Below are 23,139 nucleotides of genomic sequence, written 5' to 3' on the forward strand. Positions count from 1 at the left end.
TGGACCCCGAGTATTCCGCATGGTCCCGTCGGTGGGCGCGCTGAAGATGTGCAGGGGCGGGGTCTGGCGGGCCGATAGGGTGCGGGCATGAGCGATCGCGACGAATGGGGAGCATCCGGCGGACCAGGCCGGTCGGCAGGCGGCCGGGGGCCCGGGAGCCGCGGCGGCTACCGCGACGGCGGCCAGTCCCGGGACCGGCGCGGGGCAGGCCAGCGGCGCGTCTACCGCGATGAGCCCCGCGACGGGGCCCTGTCCGACCTCATCGGCCACCTCCACGCCCTGGACGGCCGCTCCTACGCCGCCTACAAGGCCATCGTGGGGCGCTACGAGGCCCCCGAGGGCTGGGTCCTGCACATCGACCGGGTCCAGCCCGACCCCTACGCCCCGCCCACCAGGATCCACATCGATATCCCCACCGACCTGCCCGGCCTGGAGTCCCTCCAGGGCGAGGGCCTGCTGAGCACCGCCGACCGCCGCCTGGCCCTGGCCGACTTCCTCACCCGCGAGCTGCACTCCGGATTCCGCGGCACCGAGCTGTCCATCGCCTCCCCCGGCCAGGAGATCCTGGAGCGCTCCAGCATCGTGCTGCGCCCCGAGAGCCCGGCCCCCCGCGACGGCGCCCACGCATGGGGCGGCTGGACCATCGAGGCGCGCGCCCGCATCGCCCTGCCCGCCCAGGGCCGCTCCATCCAGGGGCGCGCCGCCGCGAGGATCGTCAGCCTCGACCTGGTGCGGGCGCTGAAGGAGGCCCTGGACCTCACGGGCGAGCGCCTCGAGCGCCTGGGCGAGCACATCGCCGCCCTGGAGGACCACCGGGCGCTGAGCGCCATCGTCCAGGAGCGCGGCTGGGTGTCCTTCCTGGCCGACGGCGCCATGCTCCCGCGCCGTTCCGGGGTCAGTGACGAGCCCCTGGCCGACGGCCTGCCCCTGACTGCTCCGGAGTCCCTGGCCGCCGTCGTCGAGCTCCCGCACGCCGGGGCGGTGCGGGGCACGGCCATCGGGACGGGCGTGAGCCTCATCGTGGGCGGCGGCTACCACGGCAAGTCCACGCTCCTGGGCGCCATCGAGCGCGGCGTCTACCCGCACATCCCCGGGGACGGCCGCGAGCTGGTCGCCACCGTGCCCGAGGCCGTCAAGGTGCGGGCCGCCGACGGGCGCGCGGTCACCGGCGTGGACCTGACGCCCTTCATCTCCCACCTGCCCGCGGGGCGGGACACGGCCGCCTTCACCACGCGCAACGCCTCGGGCTCGACCTCCCAGGCCGCCTCCATCATCGAGGCGATCGAGGCCGGTGCCACCACCCTGCTGCTCGATGAGGACACCAGCGCCACCAACCTGCTCATCCGCGACTCGCGCATGCGCAACCTCGTGGCCGACGAGCGCGAGCCCATCACCCCCCTGGTGGATCGGATCGGCGCCCTGGCCCGGCAGCGGGATGTCTCCACGCTCATGGTCATGGGCGGCTCCGGGGACTACCTGGACGTGGCCGACCGCGTCCTGCTCATGGACTCCTACCGGCTGCGCGACGCCACCGAGCACGCCCGCGAGGTCACTGCCGCCCAGCCCCGGCCCCTCACCGCGCTGGACGACTTCCCCCCGCCCATCGCGCGCATCCCCCTGCCGGCCCCGCCGCGCACGAGGCGCGGGCCCTCGCGGACCCGCTCCCACGGCACCCGCGCCCTGGTCCTGGACCGCGAGGAGATCGACATCTCCGACGTCGCCGGGGTGGTGGACCCCGGTCAGGCCGAGGCCGTCGCCCGCGCCCTGCGGGCCCTGCTCGAGCAGCGCTTCGACGGCGAATCCCCCCTGGCCGAGTGCCTGGAGGACCTGGAGGGCCTGCTCGACGACGAGGGCCTGGACGCCCTGGCCGAGGGCGGGCAGCGCCCGGCCTTCCTCGTGCGCCCCCGCATGGTGGACGTGGCCGCCGCCGTCAGCCGCTACCGGGGCCTGGAGCTGGCCTGAACCGGGCCGGCAGGCCGGGCGCCCATGTCAGGTCCGCGGAGCCTGACTGGGGTCCAGCACGTCGGTCTGGGCGGGCAGATCGGTGATGCCCACCGGGCAGGTCACCCCGTTGGGGCCGTGATTGCAGTAGCCGCCCGGGTTCTTGTGCAGGTACCCCTGGTGGTAGTCCTCAGCCAGGTAGAAGGGGCCGCCGAAGTCGGCGTAGACCTCATCCACGGGGGCCACGGTGGTCACCGTGGTGCCCAGGCCCAGGCGGGTGAGCTCGTCCTGGAAGGCCTGGCGGATGCGGGTGGCCGCCTCCAGCTGGGCGGGGGTGGTGGTCCACACCGCCGAGCGGTACTGGGTGCCCACATCGTTGCCGTGGCGGTTGAGACGGGTGGAGTCGTGGTTCTCCCAGAAGACTCGTAGAAGGGCCTCGCCGCCCTGGCCGCACACGGCCGGGTCGTAGACCACGCGCACGGTCTCGGCGTGATCGGTGGCCCCGGTGCAGATCTCCTGGTAGGTGGGGTTGGGGGTGGTCCCGCCCATGTAGCCCACCGCCGTGGAGATGACGCCCTCCTGGCGCCACAGGATGCGCTCCACCCCCCAGAAGCAGCCCGCCGCCAGGTAGATCACCTGGGAGCCCTGGGGCCAGGGGCCGTCCAGGGGCGTCCCCAGGACGACGTGGGCGCCGGGCGCGGGCAGGATCGAGCGCTCGCGGCCGGGCAGGAGCGGGTTGCGTGCAGGGGCTGGGGCCGATGTCGTCATGGCCAGTACGCTACTGCCTCCATCCCCTCGTCCTGCCCGCGCTTCCCTCTGCGCTGAGCCGGATGCTCCTCGCTGAAAACGGGAATACGCCCGGCTCATTCCTGCTCGGCCCCCGCAGTGCCCTGCGTGCCCTGTGTGCCCTGAGTGCCCTGAGCGTGCCTGTGCAGGTGGGCGAAGGCGCGCCGCCCCCTCCCGTGGCGGGAGGGGGCGGCGCGGTCGGGCCTGCTGGCCGGCCGGTGGTCAGCGGCCGGCTGATGGCCGGCGTCGGGCTAGACCCGCGTGACCTTGACGATCCGGGCGGAGATGGTGCGGCCGTTGGGGGCCTCGTAGGAGACCTCGTCGCCGGCCCGGTGGCCCATGAGGGCCTGGCCCAGGGGCGCGTCGGGGGAGAAGACCTTGACGCCGTCGGGCACGTCCTCGGTGATCTCCTGGCCGCCCAGGGCGAAGGTCTGCTCCTTGCCGGCCACGGTGGCGGTGACGATCGTGCCCGCCGAGACCGACCCGTCGGCGGCGGCCTCGCCGATCTGGGCACTGGAGAGGGTCTCCTCGAGCTGGATGATGCGGGCCTCGTTGAGCCCGGCCTCCTCGCGGGCGGCGTGGTAGCCGGCGTTCTCCCGCAGGTCCCCCTCCTGGCGGGCGTCCTCCACGCGCTGGGCGATCTCCTTGCGCTGGGCGGTCTTGCGGTGCTCGAGCTCGGCGGCAAGACGGTCGTAGGCCTCCTGGGTCAGCCAGGTTCCCTGCGTCTGCTCGGACATGTGTGCTCCTCGGGTAGTGCTCGGCTGCGCCGCGTCGTAGGGGCGCGACAGTCCTGCGGGCGATGGCTCTGGCGCGCCGGCCGTGCGTCGGCCTGTCGCGCAGGTCATGGGCCCAGGCGGGTTTGATGGGCAACTCTACGCAGCGAACTGTGAGAATCCTGGGTGCGGGCGGGCCCCTCCGCGGACTGAGACCGTCCCGGTACCGGTTGTAGAGGGGCTGACCTGCGCCGATGCGCGCCGGGCCGGCCGGTCGGGCCTGCGAGGCGTGGTCAGAGGATGGCCAGGTAGCAGGCCACGCACTGGCAGGCCCAGGCCGCCACCGTGCAGACGTGGAAGACCTCGTGGAAGCCGAACCACCGTGGCGAGGGGTCGGGGGCCTTGCGCGCGTAGATCACTGCGCCCAGGGTGTAGATGAGGCCCCCGGCCACCAGCAGCCACACGATGGCGGGGCCGCCCGAGCGCCAGAACTGGGGGAGGAACCAGATCGCCACCCAGCCCAGCGCGACGTACAGGCCCGCGGTGAACCAGCGCGGGGCGCTCATCCACAGCAGGTTGGTGGCGGTGCCCATGGCCGCCCCCGCCCACACGACCCCCAGGACCAGGGCCGCGGTCGGGCCGGGCAGCAGCGCCACCGACAGCGGAGTGTAGGTGCCGGCGATGAGCAGGTAGATATTGGCGTGGTCGATGCGCCGCAGCACCGAGGTCACCCGGGCCGACCAGTGCCCGTTGCCGATGTGGTAGACCCCGGAGTTGGCGAACAGCAGCAGGGAGCAGGTCAGGTACACCGCGCTGGCCCACCTCAGGGCGGCGCTGGGCGCCAGCGCCGTGAGCACGATGCAGGCCGCCAGGGCCAGGGGCGCCGTGCCCGCATGGATCCACCCGCGCAGACGGGGCTTGAGCGAGGCCGCCACGCCCGCGGGGGTCGATGCGGCCGGTCGGTCGGGCGCATCGGGCGCGCTGCCGGGCGGGGGCTGCGGGGCTCGGGGAGCGGTGGTGGTCATGGGCGTCCTCGTGCGGCGTCGGCGGCCGGCGCGACGACCGGAAGTTACGGTCACGTAGGTTACGGTACCGTAGGTTCCTGGACGGCGGCCAGGAGCGCCGTGGGCGGCGGCTCGGCGCCTGAGGGTTGGCATGGGGCCGGCAGAGCACCGGCAGAGGGCCGCTGGGCGATGGCCGGCCAGTGGCGGGGCGGCGACTCATCGGTGCGCGGGAGAGCGCCCGTCGCGCGCCTCCGGGAAGACCGGGCCGGTCGGGCGGCCGCGGCATGGCGGGCGGTTGCGGCGCGCTCGCGCTACCGTTGTCCCTATCCGGCGCCGTCACCCGACGCCGGCTCCCGGACCTCCGATTCCCCAGGAGCGGTATGTCAGGCGACAACATCCTCTACAACCTCTATGAGCGCCGCCTGGCGGCGCGCCTGGACCCGGCCAGGGCCCCGCACCACGTCGGTGTCATCCTGGACGGCAACCGCCGCTGGGCCAGGGCCATGGGGTTCGGTGCCGCCCAGGGGCACGAGCGCGGTGCCGACAAGATCTCCGAGTTCCTCACCTGGGCCGAGCAGGCGGGCGTGCGCGTGGTCACCCTGTGGCTTCTGAGCACCGACAACCTCTCGCGCGACCCCGCCGAGCTCTCGCCCCTGCTGGACATCATCAGCCGCGCCGTCGAGGACCTCGCGGCCACCGGCCGCTGGAGGCTGCGGTTGGTGGGCGCCGTCGAGCTACTGCCCGAGCCGGTGGCGCACCGCCTGCGCGCCGCCGTCGCCCCCGATGCGCCCGACGCGGACGGGTCTGCTGGGGGCAGCCCCGGCAGCCCGGCCGGCGCTCCGGCCGCAACGGCCATGGAGGTCAACATCGCGGTGGGCTACGGGGGGCGCCAGGAGATCGCCGACGCCGTGCGCGCCCTGCTGCGCGAGCGCGCCGCCGACGGCGCCACCCTGGAGGAGGTGGCGGCCTCCCTGCGCGAGGAGGACATCACCGACCACCTCTACACCAAGGGCCAGCCCGACCCCGACCTGGTCATCCGCACCTCCGGCGAGCAGCGGCTCTCCGGATTCCTCCTGTGGCAGTCGGTCCACTCCGAGTACTACTTCTGCGAGGTCAACTGGCCGGCCTTCCGCCGCATCGACTTCCTGCGCGCCCTGCGCGACTACTCCCGCCGCGAGCGCCGCCTGGGCAGGTAGGCGGCAAGTAGGCGGCGGATGTGCGGTAGACGGGCGCGGCCGGCGGTGGTGGTCGGCGCCCGGTGATGCGTGGCACGATGACTCGCTGAGTGCAGTGCCGCCCGCACAGGAGGAGAGCCATGACGGCCATGACATCCATGACAGAGTCTCGTGCCACCGAGCTGCTCAACCGCATCCCCACCGGGGTGCTCATCAACGGGGAGTTCCAGGACGGCTCCATCGGCGAGCGCCTCGACGTGCTCGACCCGGCCACGGGCCGGGTGCTCACCACCGTGTCCTGCGCGGGGCCGCGCGACGCGGCCCGGGCCATGGACTGCGCCGCGGCCGCCCAGGAGCGCTGGGGCGCCACCGCCCCGCGCGAGCGCAGCATGATCCTGCACCGCGCCTTCGAGCTGATGACCACCGACTACAGCGAGGACCTGGCGCTGCTCATGACCCTGGAGATGGGCAAGCCCCTGGCCCAGTCCCGCGCCGAGGTCGCCTACGGGGCCGAGTTCCTGCGCTGGTTCGCCGAGGAGGCGGTGCGGGTGCGCGGCGACGTCTTCCGCGTGCCCGAGGGCCACCTCCAGGCCATGGTGCTGCGCCGCGCCGTCGGGCCGTGCCTGCTCATCACCCCCTGGAACTTCCCCCTGGCCATGGCCACCCGCAAGCTGGGCCCGGCCTTCGCCGCCGGGAGCACCGCGATCCTCAAGCCCTCGCGCGAGACGCCGCTGACGGCGCTGCTGGCCGCCCGGATCCTCATCGAGGCGGGCCTTCCCCCCGGCGTGCTGTCGGTGCTCCCCACCCGGGACTCCGAGGCCGTCACCGGCCCGCTCCTGGCCGACCCCCGCCTGCGCAAGGTCTCCTTCACCGGCTCGACCGCCGTCGGCAAGGAGCTGCTGCGCCGCTCGGCCGACAACGTGCTGCGCACCTCCATGGAGCTGGGCGGGCATGCCGCCTTCATCGTCTTCGACGACGCCGACCTGGATGCCGCCATCGGGGCGGCGGTGACCACGAAGATGCGCAACATGGGGCAGGCCTGCAATGCCGCCAACCACTTCCTGGTCCAGGAGGGCGTCTACGAGGACTTCACCCGGGGGCTCGCGGCGGCCATGTCGGCCCAGAGGGTCGGAAGCGGCCTGGAGGAGGGCGTGCAGGTCGGCCCGCTCATCTCCGCGCGCCACCGCGATGCTCTCGCCGAGATGGTCGAGCGCGCCCTGGACTCCGGGGCCCGTGCGCTGTGCGGGGGCGCCATCCCCCGCGGCGCCGGCTGCTTCTACCCGCCCACCGTCCTGGTGGACATGCCCGCGGGCAGCGAGATCATGCGCCGGGAGATCTTCGGGCCGGTGGCACCGGTGCTGCCCTTCTCCACCGAGGAGGAGGCCCTGGCGCTGGCCAACGACGACGAGGTGGGGCTCTCGGGCTACCTCCACACCCGGGACATGACGCGGGTGATGCGCATGGCCGAGCGCCTGGAGGTGGGCATGCTGGGGGTCAACTCCGCCACCATCTCCAATGTCGGTGCGCCCTTCGGCGGCCTCAAGCACTCCGGCCTGGGCCGTGAGGGCGGCAAGGAGGGCATCGAGGATTACCTGGAGACCGTCTACGTGGGCATGCCCGCCCCGCAGCTGGGCTGAGGCCCCGGGCGGGCAGGGCGGGCCGCCCGCCCGGGGGCCGAGCGGGCGGCATCAGCGGCGCGCGCCCCATAGACTGGCGCCATGGTCATCGACGAGCGCCCCGCCCCCGATGACGCGCGCGCCGTGCGCGCCCAGCCCGAGCCCGCCGCGCCACTGACCTGGGAGCAGCTGATGACCCCGCTGCTGCGCCTGCTCGACGACGGGCGGGTCCAGCAGTTCAGGATCCTCCAGCGCATCGCCCTGGGCGAGTCCCCCCAGGATCTGCAGGAGCAGGAGGAGCCCGGGTCCTGGCGCCGGCCCAGCGACAGCCGGGCGGCCCTGGCCCTGTCCCACCTGGTGGGCATCGGCGCTGTCGAGCGCCCCTCGCGCGGCCAGTTCCGCATCACCGACCTGGGCCGCCAGATCCTCTCGGAGTTCCGCGGCGGGCTGACCCACAAGGACGTGGTGGCCCTGACCGAGTACGCGGCCGCCCAGCGCCGCTCCTCAGCGGGCAAGCACGCCCACGAGGCAGCCCCCGGATCCCGGACGGGCGCCATCGTCGCCCAGGCCGTCAGCCCCACCGACCAGATCGCCGACGGGGTCGAGCGCCTGCGCCAGCGGCTCACCGCCGAGCTCCTGGGCAGGCTCCACAACCAGGGGCTGGAGGCCTACGGCCGCACGATCCTGGCCGTCCTGGAGGCCATGGGCTACGAGATGGGGGAGGCGCCCGAGGTCCACCCCACCGCCGACGGCGGCATCGAGACCGACGCCCAGGACGACCCCCGGGGCCTGGGCGGCGCCTACATCCAGGCCAAGCGCCTCTCCCCGGCGGGCCTGCCCGCGGGCAGGCCCGTCATCCAGGCCTTCACCCGGGAGGTCCTCAGGCGCGGCCTGGCCCACGGCGTGTTCATCACCACCGGTGAGCTGACCGCCGACACCTGGGCCTACGCCGAGCGCTGCCCGGTGCGGGTCGTCCTCATCGACGGCGAGGGCCTGGCCTCCCTCATGATGCGCCACGGCGTGGGGGTGCGCGCCGCCCGGACCCTGCGGATCCTCGACATCGACGAGTCCTTCTTCGCCTGAGCCGGCGCCGCGGGCCCAGCAGGGCGGGCGGACTGCCGCCCTGCCGCCCCGGGACCGCCCTCCCCGGGCCCGGCAGGGCGCCTCAGGCCAGCTCGGCGCGGGTGGGGGGATTGGCCCCGGCCCGCGAGACCGTGATGTCGGCGATCGCCGCCGCATGGCGCACGATCCGCTCCAGGGCGGCGGCGTCCACGGCATGCAGGGCCTCCCGGCGATCGGCCCCCACCAGGTCCTCGCTCCACAGGGCGTCCTCCAGGCCCCCCATGAAGGAGTCCCCGGCGCCCACGGTGTCGGCCACGACGACATCGGGGTCCGCGGGCACCTCCAGGCGCAGCCCCGAGCCGGTCAGGGCCAGGGCCCCGGCCTTGCCCCGGGTGACCACCACGATGGCCACCCCCAGGTCCAGCCAGCCGCGCAGCACGCTCTCCATGTCCGCGTCCTGGCCGTAGAGCCAGGAGATGTCCTCATCGGAGCACTTGACCAGGTCCGAGAGCGCCACCAGCCGCTCGACGATCTCGCGCGCGGCCTCGGGGGAGCCCATGAGCTGGGGGCGGGCATTGGGGTCGTAGCAGATCGTGGAGGTCCCGCGGTGGTCGCGCAGCACCTGCTCGACCGTGGCCCGGCCCGGCTCCAGGATCGCGGCGATCGAGCCGGTGTGCACCAGCACGGGGGGCTGCGCGCCGGCCTCGGCCGCGGCGGGGTGGGGTGGGTCCCAGTCCAGGTCGAAGACGTAGGTGGCTGCCCGATCCTGCCCGATCGTCGCCTGCGCCGTGGAGGTGCGCCGGGCCCCGTCGGAGCCCGGGGTCAGGCGCACCCCGGAGTCCTCCAGGTGGGCGCGCACCGCGCGCCCGCGCTCATCGTCCCCGATCCAGCAGTCCAGCTCGGTGTCGCGCCCCAGCCGGGCCAGGCCCAGCGCCACATTGGCGGGAGACCCGCCCGGGATGTCCACCGGCTCCTGGCCGGGGTGGATGACGACGTCGACCAGTGCCTCGCCGATGACGAGGGCGGTTCCTTGGCGGCCGGGTGCACTCATGGTGGGCTCCTTCAGGCTGATCCGCTCATGGCTGGGCGGAGGCGGTGGTGAGAACGGGACTGCGGTGGGACTGCCCGCTGCGCGCGGCCGGTGCGCGAGGCGGTCAGGTCCAGATGGCCCGGGGCGCATCGGTCGGGCCCCAGGGAGCTCTGATGGGGCCAGCCTAGCGACCCGGGCGCGTGCGCGGGGGCTCATCGGCCGGCGAATCGCGAGTGCCCCGGGCCGGCAGCGCCCTCCTCGGGCTCCGGGGTGCGCAGCACGCTCCGGGGCGCGCACCGCGGGGAGGCGGCTCAGGCCTCGGGGGAGCGCGCGGCGCCGGGGCCGGCGGCGCCGTCCTGCTCGACCACGGCGGCCAGGCGGGCCCGGGCCTCATCGAGCCAGCCCTGGCAGCGCTGGGCCAGGGCCTCGCCCCGCTCCCACAGCGCCAGGGAGTCCTCCAGGGGCACCGATCCCGCCTCCAGGCGCTGGACGACGGCCACGAGCTCCTCGCGGGCCTGCTCATAGGACAGTGAGGCGACGTCGGGCAGGTCGGGGGAGCCCGGGGCCGGGCCGGTGGACTGGGAGATCGGATCAAGGCTCACGCCTCGATTCTCGCATGCCGGGCCCCGCTCCCGCCCCGCTGCACATCTTCAGCCGGCCCAGCGCCCCAGGACCCCGACTTCTCCGCATGATCCCGTCGGGGGCCCAGGTGAAGATGTGCAGCCCACGCCCCGTTGCACATCTTCGGGGCGCGAAGACGGATCGGCCGAGCCGCAGAGCCGCGCAATCCCGCCATTCGCCCGGGCGGTCGGTTGTTGAAGATGTGCAGCTACAGGGTCTCGGAGGGCTCGGACGGCTGTGACGGGGGCTTGGTGGCCCCCACCACCTGGGCCACCAGGCGCCCGGAGGCCAGCACGCCCTCGATGAGGTCGCCCTTCTTGATCTGCTCGGCACCGGTGATGACCCGTCCCCCCGGCGTGCGCAGGATCGCGTACCCCCGGTCCAGGACCCCCTGGGGGGACAGGGCGGTCAGGCGGGCCCGCTCGGCGCGCAGGTCGGCCGCGGCCAGGGACAGGCGGTGGGACAGGGCCCGGCGCATGCGCTCGCGCTCCCGCTCCAGCTCGCCCACCCGCTCGCGGACGATGACCGTGGGGTCGGCCATGACCGGGCGGGCCCGCAGCTGGTCCAGGGCGCTCTGCTCGGCCTGGAGCCGGGAGGAGACGAGGGCGCGCATGCGCTCGCGGGCGGAGTCCAGGCCCACGGTCTCCTGGGCGAGGTCGGGCACGATCCTGCGGGCGGCGTCCGTGGGCGTGGAGGCCCGGTAGTCGGCCACGAGGTCGAGCAGGGGGCAGTCGGTCTCGTGCCCGATCGCCGAGACCAGGGGCGTGCGGGCCCCGGCGGCGGCGCGCACCAGCCCCTCGTCGGAGAAGGGCAGCAGGTCCTCCACCGCGCCGCCCCCGCGGGCGATGACGATGACGTCGATGCGCTCATCGGCGTCGAGCTCCTCCAGGGCGCGGGTGACCTCGGGCACGGCCCGCGCGCCCTGGACGGCGACCTCACGGATCTCGAAGGGCAGGCCCGGCCAGCGCAGCCGGGCATTGACCACGACGTCGTCCTTGGCCTTGGCCTGGCGCCCGCAGATGAGCCCCACGCGGCGCGGCAGGAAGGGCAGGGGCCGCTTGCGCCCGGCGTCGAACAGCCCCTCGGCGGCCAGGACGCGGCGCAGCTGCTCGATGCGCGCCAGCAGGTCGCCCACGCCCACGGCGCGGATGTCGTCGGCCTGGAGCTGGAGGGAGCCGCGCTTGGTCCAGAAGGTGGGCTTGGCGCGCACCACCACCCGGGCGCCCTCGGCCAGCCCGGCGCCGCGGGACTGGATGGCGTCCAGGACGCGGGAGTAGACGGCCACCGACATCGAGACATCCGCCTCGGCGTCGCGCAGGGTGAGGAAGGCCATGCCCGCGCCGGGGCGGCGGTTGAGCTGGACGATCTGCCCCTCGACCCACACCTGGCTCATGCGGGCCACGTACTCCTCGATCTTGGTCGACAGCAGCCGCAGCGGCCAGGGGTTCTCGGCGGTGGTGAGGTTGGCGCGGGGGGCGAGCCCGCGCCCCGCCTGCGGGGCGGGGCGGGCCTCGGGGGAGGCCTCAGGGGCGGTCGGACCTGTCACGCGCACCACTGTGCCATGTCCGCCACGGTGGGCGGTCGCCACTGCGTGCCGCGCCCCCGCTGTGGCACAGTGGGACGGTGACCATGACGACTGAGACGACGCGCGGCAAGAGGATCCTGCTGGCGGCCCCCCGCGGCTACTGCGCCGGGGTGGATCGGGCCGTCGACGCCGTCGAGCAGGCCCTGGCCCACTACGGGGCGCCGATCTACGTGCGCAAGGAGATCGTGCACAACAAGTACGTCGTCGAGGCCCTGTCACGGCGCGGCGCGATCTTCGTGGAGGAGACCGATGAGGTGCCCGAGGGGGCCCGCGTGGTCTTCTCGGCCCACGGGGTCTCCCCGGCGGTGCACGAGCAGGCGGCGGCGCGGGGGCTGGACACGATCGACGCCACCTGCCCCCTGGTGACCAAGGTGCACAAGCAGGCGGTGCGCTTCGCCCGGGACGACTACGACATCATCCTGGTGGGCCACACCGGCCACGAGGAGGTCGAGGGCACCCAGGGGGAGGCCCCCGAGCACATCCAGGTGGTCAACGGCCCCCACGAGGTGGACCAGGTCCAGGTGCGCGACCCCGAGCGGGTGGTGTGGATCTCCCAGACCACCCTGAGTGTGGACGAGACCATGGAGACGGTGCGGCTGCTGCGCGAGCGCTTCCCCGCCCTGTCCGACCCGCCGGGGGAGGACATCTGCTACGCCACCCAGAACCGGCAGGCGGCCGTCAAGGTCATCGCCCCGCAGGTCGATCTCATGATCGTGGTGGGCTCGGGCAACTCCTCGAACTCGGTGCGCCTCAAGGAGGTGGCCCTCGATGCGGGGGCCGGGGCCTCCCACCGGGTGGACTTCGCCAGCGAGATCGACCCGGCCTGGCTGGAGGGCGTGCGCACCGTGGGCGTCACCTCGGGCGCCTCGGTTCCCGAGATCCTCGTGCGCGAGGTCATCGAGCGCCTGGCCGAGCACGGCTTCGAGGACGTCGAGGAGGTGCGCACCGCCACCGAGCGGATCACCTTCTCCCTGCCCAAGAACCTGCGCGCCGATCTCAGGGGTGCCGCGGGCGAGCAGGGGCACGACAGGCGCCAGCCGGTGGCCGACCACACCTGCTGAGCGGCCCCTGAGGGCAGCCGTGGGGCGCTGGCGGGCGGAGTCCTGATGGGCCGGTGCTCTGGGCGGGCTCGGGCCCGGGGCGGCCGGCGCGGCGGCGCCAGCCACTGAGACCGGCTCCCGCACCGGGGGCCCGGGCGCTAGGCTCGCCCCGATGGTGCACAGTGATGATGATGAGACCCGCGCCGCCGTCCCCGGGGGCGGCGGCATCAGCGGCGCCGGCAGTCCCGGCGGCCCCGGCCCCGACGCCGGGAGCGAGTCCCCCGAGCACAGCGGCCTGAGACGGACCCTGACCAACCGCCACATGCAGATGATCGCCATCGGCGGGGCGATCGGGACGGGCCTGTTCGTCGCCTCGGGCGCCACGGTCTCCCAGGCGGGGCCCGGTGGGGCGATCGCCGCCTACACGGCGGTGGGCCTCATGGTGCTGCTGCTCATGCAGTCCCTGGGGGAGATGACCGCGCACATGCCGGTGGCCGGCTCCTTCCAGACCTACGCCACGCGCTTCGTCAGCCCCTCCTTCGGCTTCGCCATGGGCTGGAACTACTGGTTCAACTGGGCGATCACCGTGGCGGCCGAGCTGGTGGCCGCGGGCATCATCATGGCCTACTGGCTGCCCGACGTGCCCTCCTGGGTGTGGGCGGGGCTCTTCCTGGCGGTGCTCACCGGGCTCAACGCCCTGTCGGCCCGGGCCTTCGGGGAGGGGGAGTTCTGGCTGTCGGCCATCAAGGTGGTCACCGTGGTGGTCTTCCTCATCGCCGGGGTGGCGATGATCGCCGGCGTCCTGGGGGGCCACCGCGCGGGCCTGAGCAACTGGACGGTGGGGGACGCCCCCTTCCACGGCGGGGCGCTGGCGGTGGTCTCGGTGTTCATGATCGCCGGCTTCTCCTTCCAGGGCACCGAGCTGGTGGGAGTGGCCGCGGGTGAGGCCCGCGATCCGCGCCGCGACGTGCCGCGCGCGATCCGCACCGTGTTCTGGCGGATCATGCTGTTCTACATCGGGGCGATCGCCGTGGTGGGGACCCTGGTGGCCTACAACGACCCGCGGCTGCTGCGCACGGGCACCGAGGACGTCTCCTACTCGCCCTTCACCCTGGTCTTCGACCGGGCGGGTATCGCGGCCGCGGCCGCGGTGATGAACGCGGTCATCCTCACCGCGGTGCTCAGCGCCGGGAACTCCGGGCTCTACGCCTCCACCCGCATGCTGCACTCGATGGCCCTGCAGGGCCAGGCCCCCCAGTGGTTCGGCTACGTCAACCGCCATGGGGTGCCGGTGCGGGCGCTGGGGGCGACGGCGCTGGTGGGGGCGGCCGGCTTCCTCACCGCGGTGGTGGGTCGGGACACGGCCTACTCCTGGCTGCTCAATGTCTCGGCGCTGTCGGGCTTCATCGTCTGGGTGGGGATCGCGGTGTGCCACTTCCGCTTCCGGCGCGCCTATGTGCTGCAGGGCCACGATCCCGCTGATCTGCCGTATCGGGCGCCCCTGTTCCCCCTGGGGCCGGTGGTGGCCTTCACCATGTGCGTGGTGGTGATCCTGGGGCAGAACTACGAGGCGGTCTTCAAGGGCGAGCTGCTGGGGGTGCTCTCCTCCTACATCGGGCTGCCGGCCTTCCTCCTGGTGTGGCTGGGCCACCGGCTGACCCGGGGGACGCCGATGGTGCCGCTGGCCGAGGTGGATGTCTCGGGCACGACGGCGTCGGGCACCTCGGCACACGAGGCCCGGTAGTCGTCCCGACGGCGGCTGCCCCCTGATCCCAGAGCGCTTCCTGAGCCCCGGGGCCCTGAGCCCGGGGGTTGCGGGTCCCCGTTGCCCGTCCGTGGAGGGCTGGCGCAACTCGCGGGTGGGCGGAGCCGGGGGCTGGGGCGGCGGGGCCCACGATTGGACGTCGGTTGGCGGAAAAGGCGTCACTTCGCGACGTGGACGACACCTACAAGGTACGTCCATTCCGCCAAGTGACGCCTCTGTCGCGAAGTGACGTCCGATCTGCCCCTCAGGTGCTCCATTGGCCCCTCCACCCCAGACCGGGCCCCTCGACCGCGTTCACCACACCTCCCAGGGGCGCGGCTGCCTGGGCCGGGGCGTCCGGGCGATCCTGGTGCCGGCCGGCTCGGGCCCGGGGGCGCAGGCCGGCTCGAACCCGGGGGTCAGGCCGCAGATCCGAGCCGTCAGGCGGACAGGGACTGCACGCGCACGGTGACGCTCGGGCGGGGCCGAGCCTGATGGCCGTGCGGCGGCGCCTGGTGGGAGCCCCCGTGCGCGTGAGGGGATGCGGCGGCGCCGCGGCTGGCGTCGTCGCCGTCGTCGGAGGCGCCGGTCCTGCTGCCGGTCTGGGGATCCTCGTGCTCCTCGGGCTGGTGGAGGGCCTGCATGACGGCTGCCTGGATGTCCCTGACGACCTGCCTGACGGGCCGTGAGCCGTCCAGGCCGACCTCGATGGTGGTTCGCTGGGCATCGTCGACGACGATGCCGAAGCGGGCGACCTGCCCGGCCTGGCCGCGCAGGTGGGTGTCGAGGGTGCGCAGGGCCGAGGCGATGCCCGGCTCGATGCCCCGGACACCGGGGACGCCGGTCACCGTCCGGACCAGGGCTGCGGCGGTGTCTTCAGTCCTCATCGTGCAGGTCCTCCACATGGATGTTGACGGTCGGGCTGCAGTCCAGGTCCTCGTGGAAGGCCTCGAGCACGGATGCGTGCACCTGCTGGGCCAGCGCGGGCAGGTCCGGGCAGGCGGCGTGGGCCGAGATCCGGCAGTGGACTGAGGTGGGCGCCCCCAGTCCCCGGTGCCCGTCGGTGGCCGCAGCGTGCTCGAAGGAGGAGCGCAGCGCCCTTGCCCCGGGAACCCGGTCGACGGCCCTGCGCACGAGGGTGCGCAGGGAGAGCTCGGTCAGGGTGTAGGGGCCCAGGTCAGTGGGCGGGACCTGGACCTGGGCGCCGTGCCGGGCGTCGGCGCGCACCGCCTCCATCACGGACTGCATGATCCGGGCGGAGGGCATGACCGAGAGGTCGGACTGGGACTCCAGGGCGTCCCACTCCTCGTGGATGGAGGCGATGAGCCGGTGGTAGTCCTGGGTGGCCTGCTCCTGGTCGCCGCCGCTGGCGGGCGCCTGCTCCGGCTGCGTAGATGGGTGGGTGGGATCGGTGGTTGTCATGTCCACTCCTTCATCCGCTTGATCACGGCGGAGCGGGCGCGTGCCAGCCTGCCGCGGACAGTGGAGACGGTGATGTTCAGGGTTCGTGCGATCTCCTCGTAGGACATGGTCTCGACCTCCCTGAGTACCCAGACGACGCTCAGCTCGGGGCGGAGGGTGGAGAGCACATCGGCCAGTGCCTGGATCTGGGCATTGACCTCGCTGGACCTGGCCGGGTCGGCGGCCGTGGAGCCCCCGGCGGCGCCGGTGCGGGCATCCCCGGCCTGGGAGTCCAGAGACTCCAGGCTCTCGGAGTCGTGGGGGTCGGTGCGGTGGCGGCTGCGCCGCCTGACGGCGCTGGTGGCCTCATTGGTGCAGATGCGCAGCAGCCAGCCGTGGAAGGCCTCGGGCTCGCGCAGCAGGTGGAGGCGCCTCCAGGCCAGGATGAGGGCCTCCTGGACGGCGTCCTCGGAGTCCTGCCGGTTGCCCAGGATCATGTAGGCGGCGCGGAAGAGGCGGCCCTGGTAGCGGTTGATGAGCTGCTCGAAGGCGTCGGCGTCGCCGTCCTGGGCGCGCAGCACCAGGTGCCGCTCGATGCCCCGGCTCGCGGGGGAGGCGCTGGGCCGGTGGCTCGCAGGGGCTGCGGGGCCGGCGGTGGCCTCCGGCCCCGCCGGTTGCGGGGGCCGGCTCATGTGACCACGTCCCGGGTGGGGCGCACCTGTGCGGCGCCGGCGCGGTGCGGGCCCCGGGCGCCGGTGAGGCTGCGCGAGACGGTGGAGCGGTGGGGCCGGATGAGCACGTCGACCTGGTGCGGCGCGTGGCTCAGGGCGGTGGCGGCGTCCTGGGCCAGCCGACGGCGCAGGTCGCTGACCGCCCAGGCGACCTCGGCGTCCTGGGCGATCCGGGCGGTGGCCTGGAGCCAGGTGCTGCGCGAGGACCCGGCCACCCACACGGTGCAGGAGGCGACTCCGGGGATCTCCTCGGCCCGCTCGGCCAGTGCCCGGCCCATGACCCGGGGGTCGAGCGTGGCCAGGAGGGTGCCGTCATCGCCGGTCAGGCGCAGCGGGCTGGTGCGGGCCCTGCGGGGGATCTGGGCCAGCAGCAGGGCGATCCCCGCCAGGACCACCAGGATCGAGGCCGCGGCGGCGGCCGGTGCGATCCAGTGCTCCTCGCCCGCGACCAGCTCCTTGAGCCTTGCGCCGGCGGGGGCCAGGAGCGCCCGGCCCTGGGGCCAGGAGGCGGCCAGGTCGAGGTGGGAGGCGGCCAGCCAGGCGGCCACCAGGAGGGCGGCCAGCCCGGTGACGGCCAGCGCGATTCGGTTGAGTGCTCCGGATACTGAGCGCATGGTTGGTGGTCCTCCTTCAGTCGGCGCGCCGCACGCGCGCTCGGCACCGCATGGTCTGCGCGGGGTGCAGCTGCTCCAGGGCGTCCTGCGCGGCCTGCACCACCGCGGGTCGCAGCCGCCCGTCATCCATGAGGGTGCTCACGCGGATGTCGGCCCGGCTGCGGGTGAGCCTGACCCGGACGGTCTCGACGCCGTCGACCTGCTCGACCCGGCGCTGGATGAGGGTGGCCAGGTCGCGGCGGGACAGGGCCGTCTGGCCCGGGATGCCGTCGGGCAGGATGGCCAGGTGCGCGGGGCGGCCGGGCCACAGCGCCAGCACCAGCATGATGAGGCCGAGGAGGGCCAGGGCACAGGCGGCGGCCAGCACCCCGGGGGAATCCATGGCGGTGGATCCGAGCCTTGCCATGGTGGGGGCGGCCTGGGAGGGCCAGTGGCCGGTCAGCAGGAGGGCGCCGGTCAGCCAGGCGCCCAGGGAGCCCAGGGCGATGATGCCCACGGCCAGGATGACGGCGGCCGGGCTGCGCGAGGGGCGCCGGGTCAGGCTCCGCGGGTCGTTGCTCATCTCAGGGCTCCTCTCGCCGTGCTTCCGGGGTCGAGCCAGGAGATCTCGACGTCGATGCGCCCGACCTCCAGGCCGGTGAGGTGCTCGACCCGTGAGCGCACGTGGTCCCGCAGCCGCTGGGCCGCGCTGGCCATGGGGGTGGGGAAGACCAGGCCGACGTCCATGCGCAGGATGGCGACCCGGCCGTAGATGTCGCAGTCCACGTCGGGACGGGTGTGGAAGTCGCGCCGTGCGCCCACGCCCAGCAGCCCGCCGGCGGAGGAGCCCACGTGGGGCGCCTCCAGGGCGGCCTGCTCGGCGATGCGGGCCACGACGCGGGAGGGGATGGAGGTGGTCCCCCGCTGCTCGATCGGCGGCCCGGCCTCCTGCTGGAGGCCGGGGCGGGGCCCGTCGGTGACCTGTGTGCTGCTCATCATCGCCGTGTCCAGCGCTCGAGCAGGTCACGCAGGTCGAGCCGGCCCTCCAGGCCCAGGCCCGCCGCCGCCCCCACCAGGCCGCACAGGCCCACCAGGATGAAGTCGGCGAAGGATCCGAAGGCGAGGACGGTGCCCAGGAACAGGCCCACGATGAGGGCAAGGTGTGTCGTCTTCATGCGGACTCCTTGGTCGGCGTGCGGGAGGCGGGGCTACTTCAGGTCGGTGCCGCCGGTGCTGGCGGAGTCCTCATCGGGCAGGTGCACGTCGGTGACGTTGACGTTGACCTCGATGACCTCCAGGCCGGTGGTGCCCTCGACCTGCTGGATGATGTTGCGGCGGATGGCGTTGCCGACCTCGACGATGGAGACCCCGTACTCCACCACGACGGTGACGTCGACGGCGGTCTGGGTCTCGCCCTTCTCGATGCTGATACCGCCGGCCACGTTGGTCTGGGCGTTGGGGATGCGGTCGGTCACGGCGTTGAAGACGCGGCGCGCGGCATTGCCCATGTCGTAGACCCCGGGGACCTCGCGCGCGGCCATGCCGGCGATCTTGGCGACGACCGTCTCATCGATGGTGGTCACGCCGTGGGAGGTCTGGAGGGGGCCGCGCGGGGTGGCCTCCTGCTGCTTCTTGTCCTCGCGCTCCTTGGCGATCTCGCGCTGCTGGCCGGTCTGGGGAATGGTCTCGTTGCTCATGGGTCTCCTTGAGTTGCTCGTGATATGGCTGGATGTGCTCCGCGGTTGCGGAGGGCGCCGGGATGCGGCTGGGTCGGCTGATGCGGCGGCAGTGGTGGGCCGGTGGCCCCCCGTCAGGCGCGCCGCACCGGCTGGGACATGGGTAAGGACGCCATGACCCGGCCTTTCCTCACGCCCCACAACAGTGGCGTCGATCACTGCTGGTGTGCTGGGTGGTGGTTGGCCGTCTCCTGGGCGGCCCCGGTGGCGGCGCTGGTGGCGGCCCCAGTGGTGGCGGAGGGCGCGGGAGGCGTGCGCTCGGGCCCGGCGGGCTCGGGGGAGGAGAGCTCGGGGGAGGAGAAGGCGCGGACCTGGGCGGCGTCGGCGTCGATGGGGGCGGGGCCCTGGAGATCGGCGCCGAGGGCCTCCAGGGAGCGGGCGGTGACCAGCAGTCGGGTCTCCATCGAGCCCACGGCCCGGTTGTAGGCGGTGACGCTGCGGCGCAGGGCGCCGCCCAGGGCCTCGAGGTGGCCGGCGACGGTTCCCAGGCGCTCGTAGAGGGTGCGCCCGAGCTCCAGGAGCTCGCGGGCGTCGTCGTTGACGGCGGTGCGGGCCCAGGCGGTGGCGCAGGTGCGCAGCAGGGTCAGCAGGGAGGCCGGGGAGGTCAGGGCCACGCCCCGGCTCAGGGCGTGCTCCATGAGCGCGGGGTCGGCCTCCAGCGCGGCTGCCAGGACGGGCTCGGCGGGCACGAAGAGGACGACGAGCTCGGGGGAGTGGCCCAGGGCGCGGTCGTAGCGGCGGGCGGCGAGCTCATCGACGTGGGCGCGCAGGGCCCTGGCGTGGGCGGTGAGCAGGCGGGCGCGGCGCTCCTGGTCGGCGTCGCCGGGGCCGTCCACGGAGATGGCCTCCAGGTAGGCGTCCATGGGGGCCTTGGCGTCCAGTGCCAGGTGGCCCTCTCCGGGCAAGTGGATGACGACGTCGGGCCGTGAGCGCTCGGCGCCCTCGGTGCGCGGCGCCGTGGGGCCGGGGGTGCGCGGCGTGCCGCGCCGGTGGGCCAGGGCCCCTACCGAGCGCTGCTCGGAGAAGTCCACGTGCCGCATCATCCCCGAGGCCTCCAGGATGCGGACCAGCTCGACCTCTCCCCACAGGCCCCGGGCGGAGCGGGAGCGCAGGGCGCCCTCCAGGGAGGAGGTGGTGCGCGCGAGCTCGCGCTCGGCCAGCGCGGTGGAGCGCAGCTGCTCGGCCAGGGCGGCGTGCTGGGCGGCCCGCTGCCGCTCCATGGTCTCCACCCGGGCCCCGACCTGCTCGAGCTGGGTGCGCACGGGGGCCAGGGCGCGCAGGATGGCGCCGTCGCGCTCGGCGCGCTCCTCGGCCAGGTCCGCGCGGGTGCCCAGCTCCTCGGCCCGGGCGCGCCAGGAGGCCAGCTCGACGCGCAGGGCGGCGGCCTCCTCGGCCTCCTCCTGGGCGGTCCCGGAGCGCGGGCCGGGCGGGTGGTGGGCGCCGCGCAGGAGGGCCACGGCGTATCCCAGGGCGGCGCTGATGGCGGCGGTGAGCAGCAGGAGGAGGGCCAGGAGGGCCGCGGGCATCGTCATGGTGCCAGTGCACCACGGGGGTGCGACACGTATGCCGGCGGCCCGGCACCCCGGCGCTCTGGCGGCCCGGTGGCCCGGGCGGCCCCTCCGCGTCCCGCGCCCGGCCCCTCCGGGTCCGGGGCGGTCCGGGCGCCCCGGCCGGGCTGCGCATCGCGGGCGCGGGCTGGTCGCGGGCGGGCGGGGCGCAGGCGCGGAATCCTGCGGGGGAGTGATGGGCGGGGGAAGGCTCGGGAGGACTGGGGAGGTGCCGCGGCGGGGGCGGGAGGTGGCCTAGAATCCGGGGCGTGGCACTCACCATCGGAATCGTCGGACTGCCCAATGTCGGCAAGTCCACCCTGTTCAACGCCCTGACCCGTGCGACCGTCCTGGCCGCCAACTACCCCTTCGCGACCATCGAGCCGAATATCGGGGTCGTCCCGCTGCCCGACCCGCGGCTGGGCAGGCTGGCCGAGCTGTTCTCCTCGGCGCGGGTGGTGCCGGCCACGGTGTCCTTCGTGGATATCGCGGGGATCGTGCGCGGGGCGAGCGAGGGTGAGGGGCTGGGCAACCAGTTCCTGGCCAATATCCGCGAGGCGGACGCGATCTGCCTGGTGACGCGGGCCTTCGAGGACCCCGACGTGGTGCATGTGGACGGCCGGGTGGACCCCTCCAGCGATATCGAGACGATCACCACCGAGCTGGTGCTGGCCGATATCCAGACCCTGGAGAAGGCGATCCCGCGCCTGGAGAAGGAGGTGCGGGGCAAGAAGGCCGATCCTGCGGTGCTGGAGACGGCCAGGGCCGCGATGGCGGTCCTGGAGGAGGGCACGCTGCTGTCGGCGGGCGCGGCGGCCGCGGGGATCGATGAGGAGGTCCTGCGCACCTTCCAGCTGATGACGACCAAGCCCTTCATCTACGTGTTCAACATGGATGACGACCTCATGCGCGATGAGGCCCGGCAGGCCGAGCTGCGGGCGCTGGTGGCGCCCGCGGAGGCGGTGTTCCTCGATGCCCAGTTCGAGGCCGAGCTCGTGGAGCTGGAGCCCGAGGAGGCCGCCGAGATGCTGCACGAGAACGGCCAGGAGGAGTCGGGCCTGGACAAGCTGGCCCGGGTCGGCTTCGACACCCTGGGGCTCCAGACCTACCTGACGGCGGGGGAGAAGGAGGCTCGGGCCTGGACGATCCGCAAGGGGGCCACGGCGCCGCAGGCCGCGGGCGTCATCCACACCGATTTCGAGCGCGGCTTCATCAAGGCTGAGATCGTCAGCTACGACGACCTGCTCACCTACGGCTCGGTGGCCGAGGCCCGTGCTGCCGGCCGCGTGCGCATGGAGGGCAAGGACTACATCATGGCCGACGGCGACGTGGTGGAGTTCCGCTTCAACGTGTGAGTGCCGGTCGCGGGGGCGAGGGAGGGGCAGCCGGTGGCCGGAGGCATCTGGGATCGCCTGTGTGCCTCTGCCGTACGCCGAGGCTCCGTGCAGCGTCTGCCGTTCTCGGTGAGTTCTTGACGATTGCGGGTGGATCTCCGGGAGGAAGAAATGATGAGTGGCGAGGCTCGCAAGGACACCGGTGGTGAAGGCGCCGTTAGTGACGGCGCCGACGAGCGCATGACGATGACCGGTAGTGAGGTGGTCGAGGGTGGCTCTGGGGGCACGATCGAGGTCGGCGGTGCTGCTGGGAAGAGTGCACGAGGGTCTCTTATCGAGGAGCTCGATGATCAGGATCGGCAGGCTCAGCGCTACGCGATGGATTTCCTTCTCAAGATCATCCGTTTGCGTGGAGTCAAGATCGATCGAGCTGAATTCCTGCGGCAGGAGCTGGGCAGGGCCGGCGCCTCTGACGAGGTGATCGCCAGCGCGGTGGGGGCAACGCCCGTCCAGGCGGGGATGGCCATCAAGGACCTGGATGCCATTGCCCAGAGGTCGATCGTGTTCGAGTCCAAGAAGGCTGCCGCGATCTCCTTCGCGACGGGGATCCCCGGCGGGTTGGCCCTGTTCGCCACCGTCCCCGCGGATGTCACGCAGTACTACGTGCACGCCTTCAGAGTCATGCAGAAGCTCGCCTACATCTACGGCTGGCAGGATCTCCTGGGGGACCTCGACGATGCCGATGACGACACGATCGGCAGGCTTGCACTCCTCCTGGCCGTCATGCTGGGGGTGGGGGGAGCCGCGGGCTCGCTCACCGTCTTCGCCAACCAGATTGTCCGCCCTGCCGTGCAGAAGCAGATCAGCTCCAAGGCGCTGACGAAGACTGCCTGGTATCCGGTGGTCAAGCAGACGCTGCGAGTCGTCGGGATCAGAGTCACCAAGGGCTCCCTGGCCAGGACTGTCACCAAGGTGGTACCCGTGGCCGGGGGCCTGCTCTCCGGAGGGATGACCCTCGTGGCGCTCAAGGCCCAGGCGATCCGCCTCCAGCGCCATCTGCGCGAGCTGCCGCCGCCGGGGGCGGATGCGGCCGCCTACCTGGCCGACCTGCGCTCATCCGGCGCCCGGCAGTCCGACTGACACCCGCCGGGCCGGCAGCCTCAACACCGGTCCCGGTGAGGAGCGGATTCCGGGTTTGTCTGCAGAGTCCGGGGTTGCCTGCGCAATGCGGGGGTTGTCTGCAGAATGCAGGTGCCCCAGGGGTGCGAAGTGCCGACATCCCCTGCACAGTGCAGACAACCCCGGCGAACTGCCGGTAGGGCCGGGGCCATCAGTCCGTACCAGTGCGCGTTCGGTCAAGTCTCTTGGTGTGGTGTTCTTTGTGTTAGGTGGTGATGGTCATCAGGGGGTGGTTGTCGGGGGTGGTGTGGGTCAGGGTGTGGGTTAGTTGCTGGAGTGAGGTCTGGGATAGGTAGCGGCG

General features: G+C 73.5%; 23 protein-coding genes. 8 read left to right on the top strand and 15 right to left on the bottom strand.

Going from position 1 to position 23,139, the window contains the following annotated elements:
• Window positions 1-87: 87 nt before the first annotated feature.
• On the top strand, window positions 88-1,962 hold the full coding sequence (locus J5X07_RS08985) for an ABC-ATPase domain-containing protein (RefSeq protein ID WP_208479548.1): 1,875 nt from the start codon (window positions 88-90) through the stop codon (window positions 1,960-1,962).
• 27 nt (window positions 1,963-1,989) lie between these two features.
• Here the strand turns inward: J5X07_RS08985 and msrA are convergent, their stop codons facing one another.
• The 3 genes from msrA to trhA form a co-directional block, all read right to left on the bottom strand.
• Window positions 1,990-2,709: a peptide-methionine (S)-S-oxide reductase MsrA gene (gene msrA, locus J5X07_RS08990; RefSeq protein WP_208479549.1), complete on the bottom strand. Its 720-nt coding sequence runs from the start codon at window positions 2,707-2,709 to the stop codon at window positions 1,990-1,992.
• Window positions 2,710-2,978: 269 nt separating this feature from the next.
• Window positions 2,979-3,464, bottom strand: a complete 486-nt coding sequence (locus J5X07_RS08995; protein WP_124934237.1) for a GreA/GreB family elongation factor — start codon at window positions 3,462-3,464, stop codon at window positions 2,979-2,981.
• Between the two features lie 269 nt (window positions 3,465-3,733).
• The gene (gene trhA, locus J5X07_RS09000; protein WP_208479550.1) at window positions 3,734-4,465 is read right to left on the bottom strand and encodes a PAQR family membrane homeostasis protein TrhA; all 732 of its coding nucleotides are present in this window, start codon (window positions 4,463-4,465) and stop codon (window positions 3,734-3,736) included.
• A gap of 359 nt (window positions 4,466-4,824) precedes the next feature.
• Here trhA and uppS point away from each other — a divergent pair, with 359 nt between their 5' ends.
• The 3 genes from uppS to J5X07_RS09015 all read left to right on the top strand — a co-directional run bounded on the left by uppS (window position 4,825) and on the right by J5X07_RS09015 (window position 8,318).
• Window positions 4,825-5,640, top strand: a complete 816-nt coding sequence (gene uppS / locus J5X07_RS09005; protein ID WP_208479551.1) for a polyprenyl diphosphate synthase — start codon at window positions 4,825-4,827, stop codon at window positions 5,638-5,640.
• A 128-nt stretch (window positions 5,641-5,768) separates the two neighbouring features.
• On the top strand, window positions 5,769-7,256 hold the full coding sequence (locus J5X07_RS09010) for an NAD-dependent succinate-semialdehyde dehydrogenase (protein WP_208479552.1): 1,488 nt from the start codon (window positions 5,769-5,771) through the stop codon (window positions 7,254-7,256).
• A gap of 81 nt (window positions 7,257-7,337) precedes the next feature.
• Complete coding sequence (locus J5X07_RS09015; RefSeq protein ID WP_208479553.1) at window positions 7,338-8,318, top strand: restriction endonuclease; 981 nt, start codon at window positions 7,338-7,340, stop codon at window positions 8,316-8,318.
• Between the two features lie 82 nt (window positions 8,319-8,400).
• Here the strand turns inward: J5X07_RS09015 and J5X07_RS09020 are convergent, their stop codons facing one another.
• From J5X07_RS09020 to xseA, 3 genes are all read right to left on the bottom strand, one after another.
• A complete protein-coding gene (locus J5X07_RS09020) occupies window positions 8,401-9,348 on the bottom strand; it encodes a carbohydrate kinase family protein (RefSeq protein WP_124934242.1) in 948 nt (315 codons plus the stop codon).
• A gap of 290 nt (window positions 9,349-9,638) precedes the next feature.
• The gene (locus J5X07_RS09025) at window positions 9,639-9,929 is read right to left on the bottom strand and encodes an exodeoxyribonuclease VII small subunit (RefSeq protein ID WP_341769443.1); all 291 of its coding nucleotides are present in this window, start codon (window positions 9,927-9,929) and stop codon (window positions 9,639-9,641) included.
• A gap of 227 nt (window positions 9,930-10,156) precedes the next feature.
• Window positions 10,157-11,494, bottom strand: coding sequence for an exodeoxyribonuclease VII large subunit (gene xseA, locus J5X07_RS09030; RefSeq protein ID WP_424924115.1), 1,338 nt, complete (start codon window positions 11,492-11,494; stop codon window positions 10,157-10,159).
• A gap of 83 nt (window positions 11,495-11,577) precedes the next feature.
• Here xseA and J5X07_RS09035 point away from each other — a divergent pair, with 83 nt between their 5' ends.
• Together J5X07_RS09035 and J5X07_RS09040 are read left to right on the top strand one after the other, a co-directional pair.
• Window positions 11,578-12,594 (top strand): 4-hydroxy-3-methylbut-2-enyl diphosphate reductase, encoded by a 1,017-nt coding sequence (locus J5X07_RS09035; protein ID WP_124934267.1) that lies wholly within the window; start codon window positions 11,578-11,580, stop codon window positions 12,592-12,594.
• A 151-nt stretch (window positions 12,595-12,745) separates the two neighbouring features.
• A complete protein-coding gene (locus J5X07_RS09040) occupies window positions 12,746-14,317 on the top strand; it encodes an amino acid permease (protein WP_208479554.1) in 1,572 nt (523 codons plus the stop codon).
• A 440-nt stretch (window positions 14,318-14,757) separates the two neighbouring features.
• Here J5X07_RS09040 and J5X07_RS09045 read toward each other — a convergent pair whose 3' ends face one another.
• The 9 genes from J5X07_RS09045 to J5X07_RS09085 all read right to left on the bottom strand — a co-directional run bounded on the left by J5X07_RS09045 (window position 14,758) and on the right by J5X07_RS09085 (window position 20,310).
• Window positions 14,758-15,204, bottom strand: a complete 447-nt coding sequence (locus tag J5X07_RS09045; protein ID WP_208479555.1) for a transcriptional regulator — start codon at window positions 15,202-15,204, stop codon at window positions 14,758-14,760.
• Window positions 15,194-15,739 (bottom strand): Asp23/Gls24 family envelope stress response protein, encoded by a 546-nt coding sequence (locus tag J5X07_RS09050; RefSeq protein WP_208479556.1) that lies wholly within the window; start codon window positions 15,737-15,739, stop codon window positions 15,194-15,196. Before J5X07_RS09050 ends, J5X07_RS09045 begins: the two co-directional genes overlap by 11 nt.
• Window positions 15,736-16,410, bottom strand: a complete 675-nt coding sequence (locus tag J5X07_RS09055) for an RNA polymerase sigma factor (protein WP_124934247.1) — start codon at window positions 16,408-16,410, stop codon at window positions 15,736-15,738. Before J5X07_RS09055 ends, J5X07_RS09050 begins: the two co-directional genes overlap by 4 nt.
• Window positions 16,407-17,063 carry a hypothetical protein gene (locus J5X07_RS09060; protein WP_208479557.1) on the bottom strand — a complete coding sequence of 219 codons (657 nt, stop codon included), beginning with the start codon at window positions 17,061-17,063 and terminating at the stop codon, window positions 16,407-16,409. The genes J5X07_RS09055 and J5X07_RS09060 overlap by 4 nt, the downstream gene beginning before the upstream one ends.
• A 16-nt stretch (window positions 17,064-17,079) precedes the next feature.
• Window positions 17,080-17,625, bottom strand: a complete 546-nt coding sequence (locus J5X07_RS09065) for a DUF6286 domain-containing protein (RefSeq protein ID WP_208479558.1) — start codon at window positions 17,623-17,625, stop codon at window positions 17,080-17,082.
• Entirely contained in the window at window positions 17,622-18,038 is a 417-nt protein-coding gene (locus J5X07_RS09070; protein WP_424924116.1) for an Asp23/Gls24 family envelope stress response protein, read from the bottom strand. The genes J5X07_RS09065 and J5X07_RS09070 overlap by 4 nt, the downstream gene beginning before the upstream one ends.
• Window positions 18,038-18,217, bottom strand: coding sequence for a hypothetical protein (locus J5X07_RS09075; protein ID WP_124934251.1), 180 nt, complete (start codon window positions 18,215-18,217; stop codon window positions 18,038-18,040). The genes J5X07_RS09070 and J5X07_RS09075 overlap by 1 nt, the downstream gene beginning before the upstream one ends.
• 33 nt (window positions 18,218-18,250) lie before the next feature.
• Window positions 18,251-18,739, bottom strand: coding sequence for an Asp23/Gls24 family envelope stress response protein (locus J5X07_RS09080; protein WP_124934252.1), 489 nt, complete (start codon window positions 18,737-18,739; stop codon window positions 18,251-18,253).
• A 194-nt stretch (window positions 18,740-18,933) separates the two neighbouring features.
• A complete protein-coding gene (locus tag J5X07_RS09085) occupies window positions 18,934-20,310 on the bottom strand; it encodes a DNA recombination protein RmuC (protein ID WP_208479559.1) in 1,377 nt (458 codons plus the stop codon).
• A gap of 284 nt (window positions 20,311-20,594) precedes the next feature.
• Here J5X07_RS09085 and ychF point away from each other — a divergent pair, with 284 nt between their 5' ends.
• Both ychF and J5X07_RS09095 read left to right on the top strand, forming a co-directional pair.
• Window positions 20,595-21,680: a redox-regulated ATPase YchF gene (ychF, locus tag J5X07_RS09090; RefSeq protein WP_208479560.1), complete on the top strand. Its 1,086-nt coding sequence runs from the start codon at window positions 20,595-20,597 to the stop codon at window positions 21,678-21,680.
• 153 nt (window positions 21,681-21,833) lie between these two features.
• Entirely contained in the window at window positions 21,834-22,799 is a 966-nt protein-coding gene (locus J5X07_RS09095; protein ID WP_208479561.1) for a hypothetical protein, read from the top strand.
• Window positions 22,800-23,139: the final 340 nt, after the last annotated feature.

The sequence above is a fragment of the Actinomyces bowdenii genome, assembly GCF_017592395.1.
In the GTDB taxonomy this organism is placed as follows: Bacteria; Actinomycetota; Actinomycetes; order Actinomycetales; family Actinomycetaceae; genus Actinomyces; species Actinomyces bowdenii.

Excerpts from the sequence above, each read along its gene's own strand:
- J5X07_RS09050 (WP_208479556.1), bottom strand. The coding sequence starts at position 15,739 with ATGACAACCACCGATCCCACCCACCCATCTACGCAGCCGGAGCAGGCG.
- J5X07_RS08985 (WP_208479548.1), top strand. The coding sequence starts at position 88 with ATGAGCGATCGCGACGAATGGGGAGCATCCGGCGGACCAGGCCGGTCG.
- J5X07_RS09020 (WP_124934242.1), bottom strand. The coding sequence starts at position 9,348 with ATGAGTGCACCCGGCCGCCAAGGAACCGCCCTCGTCATCGGCGAGGCA.
- msrA (WP_208479549.1), bottom strand. The coding sequence starts at position 2,709 with ATGACGACATCGGCCCCAGCCCCTGCACGCAACCCGCTCCTGCCCGGC.
- J5X07_RS09080 (WP_124934252.1), bottom strand. The coding sequence starts at position 18,739 with ATGAGCAACGAGACCATTCCCCAGACCGGCCAGCAGCGCGAGATCGCC.
- J5X07_RS09075 (WP_124934251.1), bottom strand. The coding sequence starts at position 18,217 with ATGAAGACGACACACCTTGCCCTCATCGTGGGCCTGTTCCTGGGCACC.
- J5X07_RS09055 (WP_124934247.1), bottom strand. The coding sequence starts at position 16,410 with ATGAGCCGGCCCCCGCAACCGGCGGGGCCGGAGGCCACCGCCGGCCCC.
- J5X07_RS09060 (WP_208479557.1), bottom strand. The coding sequence starts at position 17,063 with ATGCGCTCAGTATCCGGAGCACTCAACCGAATCGCGCTGGCCGTCACC.
- trhA (WP_208479550.1), bottom strand. The coding sequence starts at position 4,465 with ATGACCACCACCGCTCCCCGAGCCCCGCAGCCCCCGCCCGGCAGCGCG.
- J5X07_RS09095 (WP_208479561.1), top strand. The coding sequence starts at position 21,834 with ATGAGTGGCGAGGCTCGCAAGGACACCGGTGGTGAAGGCGCCGTTAGT.
- J5X07_RS09070 (WP_424924116.1), bottom strand. The coding sequence starts at position 18,038 with ATGAGCAGCACACAGGTCACCGACGGGCCCCGCCCCGGCCTCCAGCAG.
- uppS (WP_208479551.1), top strand. The coding sequence starts at position 4,825 with ATGTCAGGCGACAACATCCTCTACAACCTCTATGAGCGCCGCCTGGCG.
- J5X07_RS09010 (WP_208479552.1), top strand. The coding sequence starts at position 5,769 with ATGACATCCATGACAGAGTCTCGTGCCACCGAGCTGCTCAACCGCATC.
- J5X07_RS09045 (WP_208479555.1), bottom strand. The coding sequence starts at position 15,204 with ATGAGGACTGAAGACACCGCCGCAGCCCTGGTCCGGACGGTGACCGGC.
- J5X07_RS08995 (WP_124934237.1), bottom strand. The coding sequence starts at position 3,464 with ATGTCCGAGCAGACGCAGGGAACCTGGCTGACCCAGGAGGCCTACGAC.
- J5X07_RS09085 (WP_208479559.1), bottom strand. The coding sequence starts at position 20,310 with ATGACGATGCCCGCGGCCCTCCTGGCCCTCCTCCTGCTGCTCACCGCC.
- J5X07_RS09015 (WP_208479553.1), top strand. The coding sequence starts at position 7,338 with ATGGTCATCGACGAGCGCCCCGCCCCCGATGACGCGCGCGCCGTGCGC.
- J5X07_RS09065 (WP_208479558.1), bottom strand. The coding sequence starts at position 17,625 with ATGAGCAACGACCCGCGGAGCCTGACCCGGCGCCCCTCGCGCAGCCCG.
- J5X07_RS09035 (WP_124934267.1), top strand. The coding sequence starts at position 11,578 with ATGACGACTGAGACGACGCGCGGCAAGAGGATCCTGCTGGCGGCCCCC.
- J5X07_RS09040 (WP_208479554.1), top strand. The coding sequence starts at position 12,746 with ATGGTGCACAGTGATGATGATGAGACCCGCGCCGCCGTCCCCGGGGGC.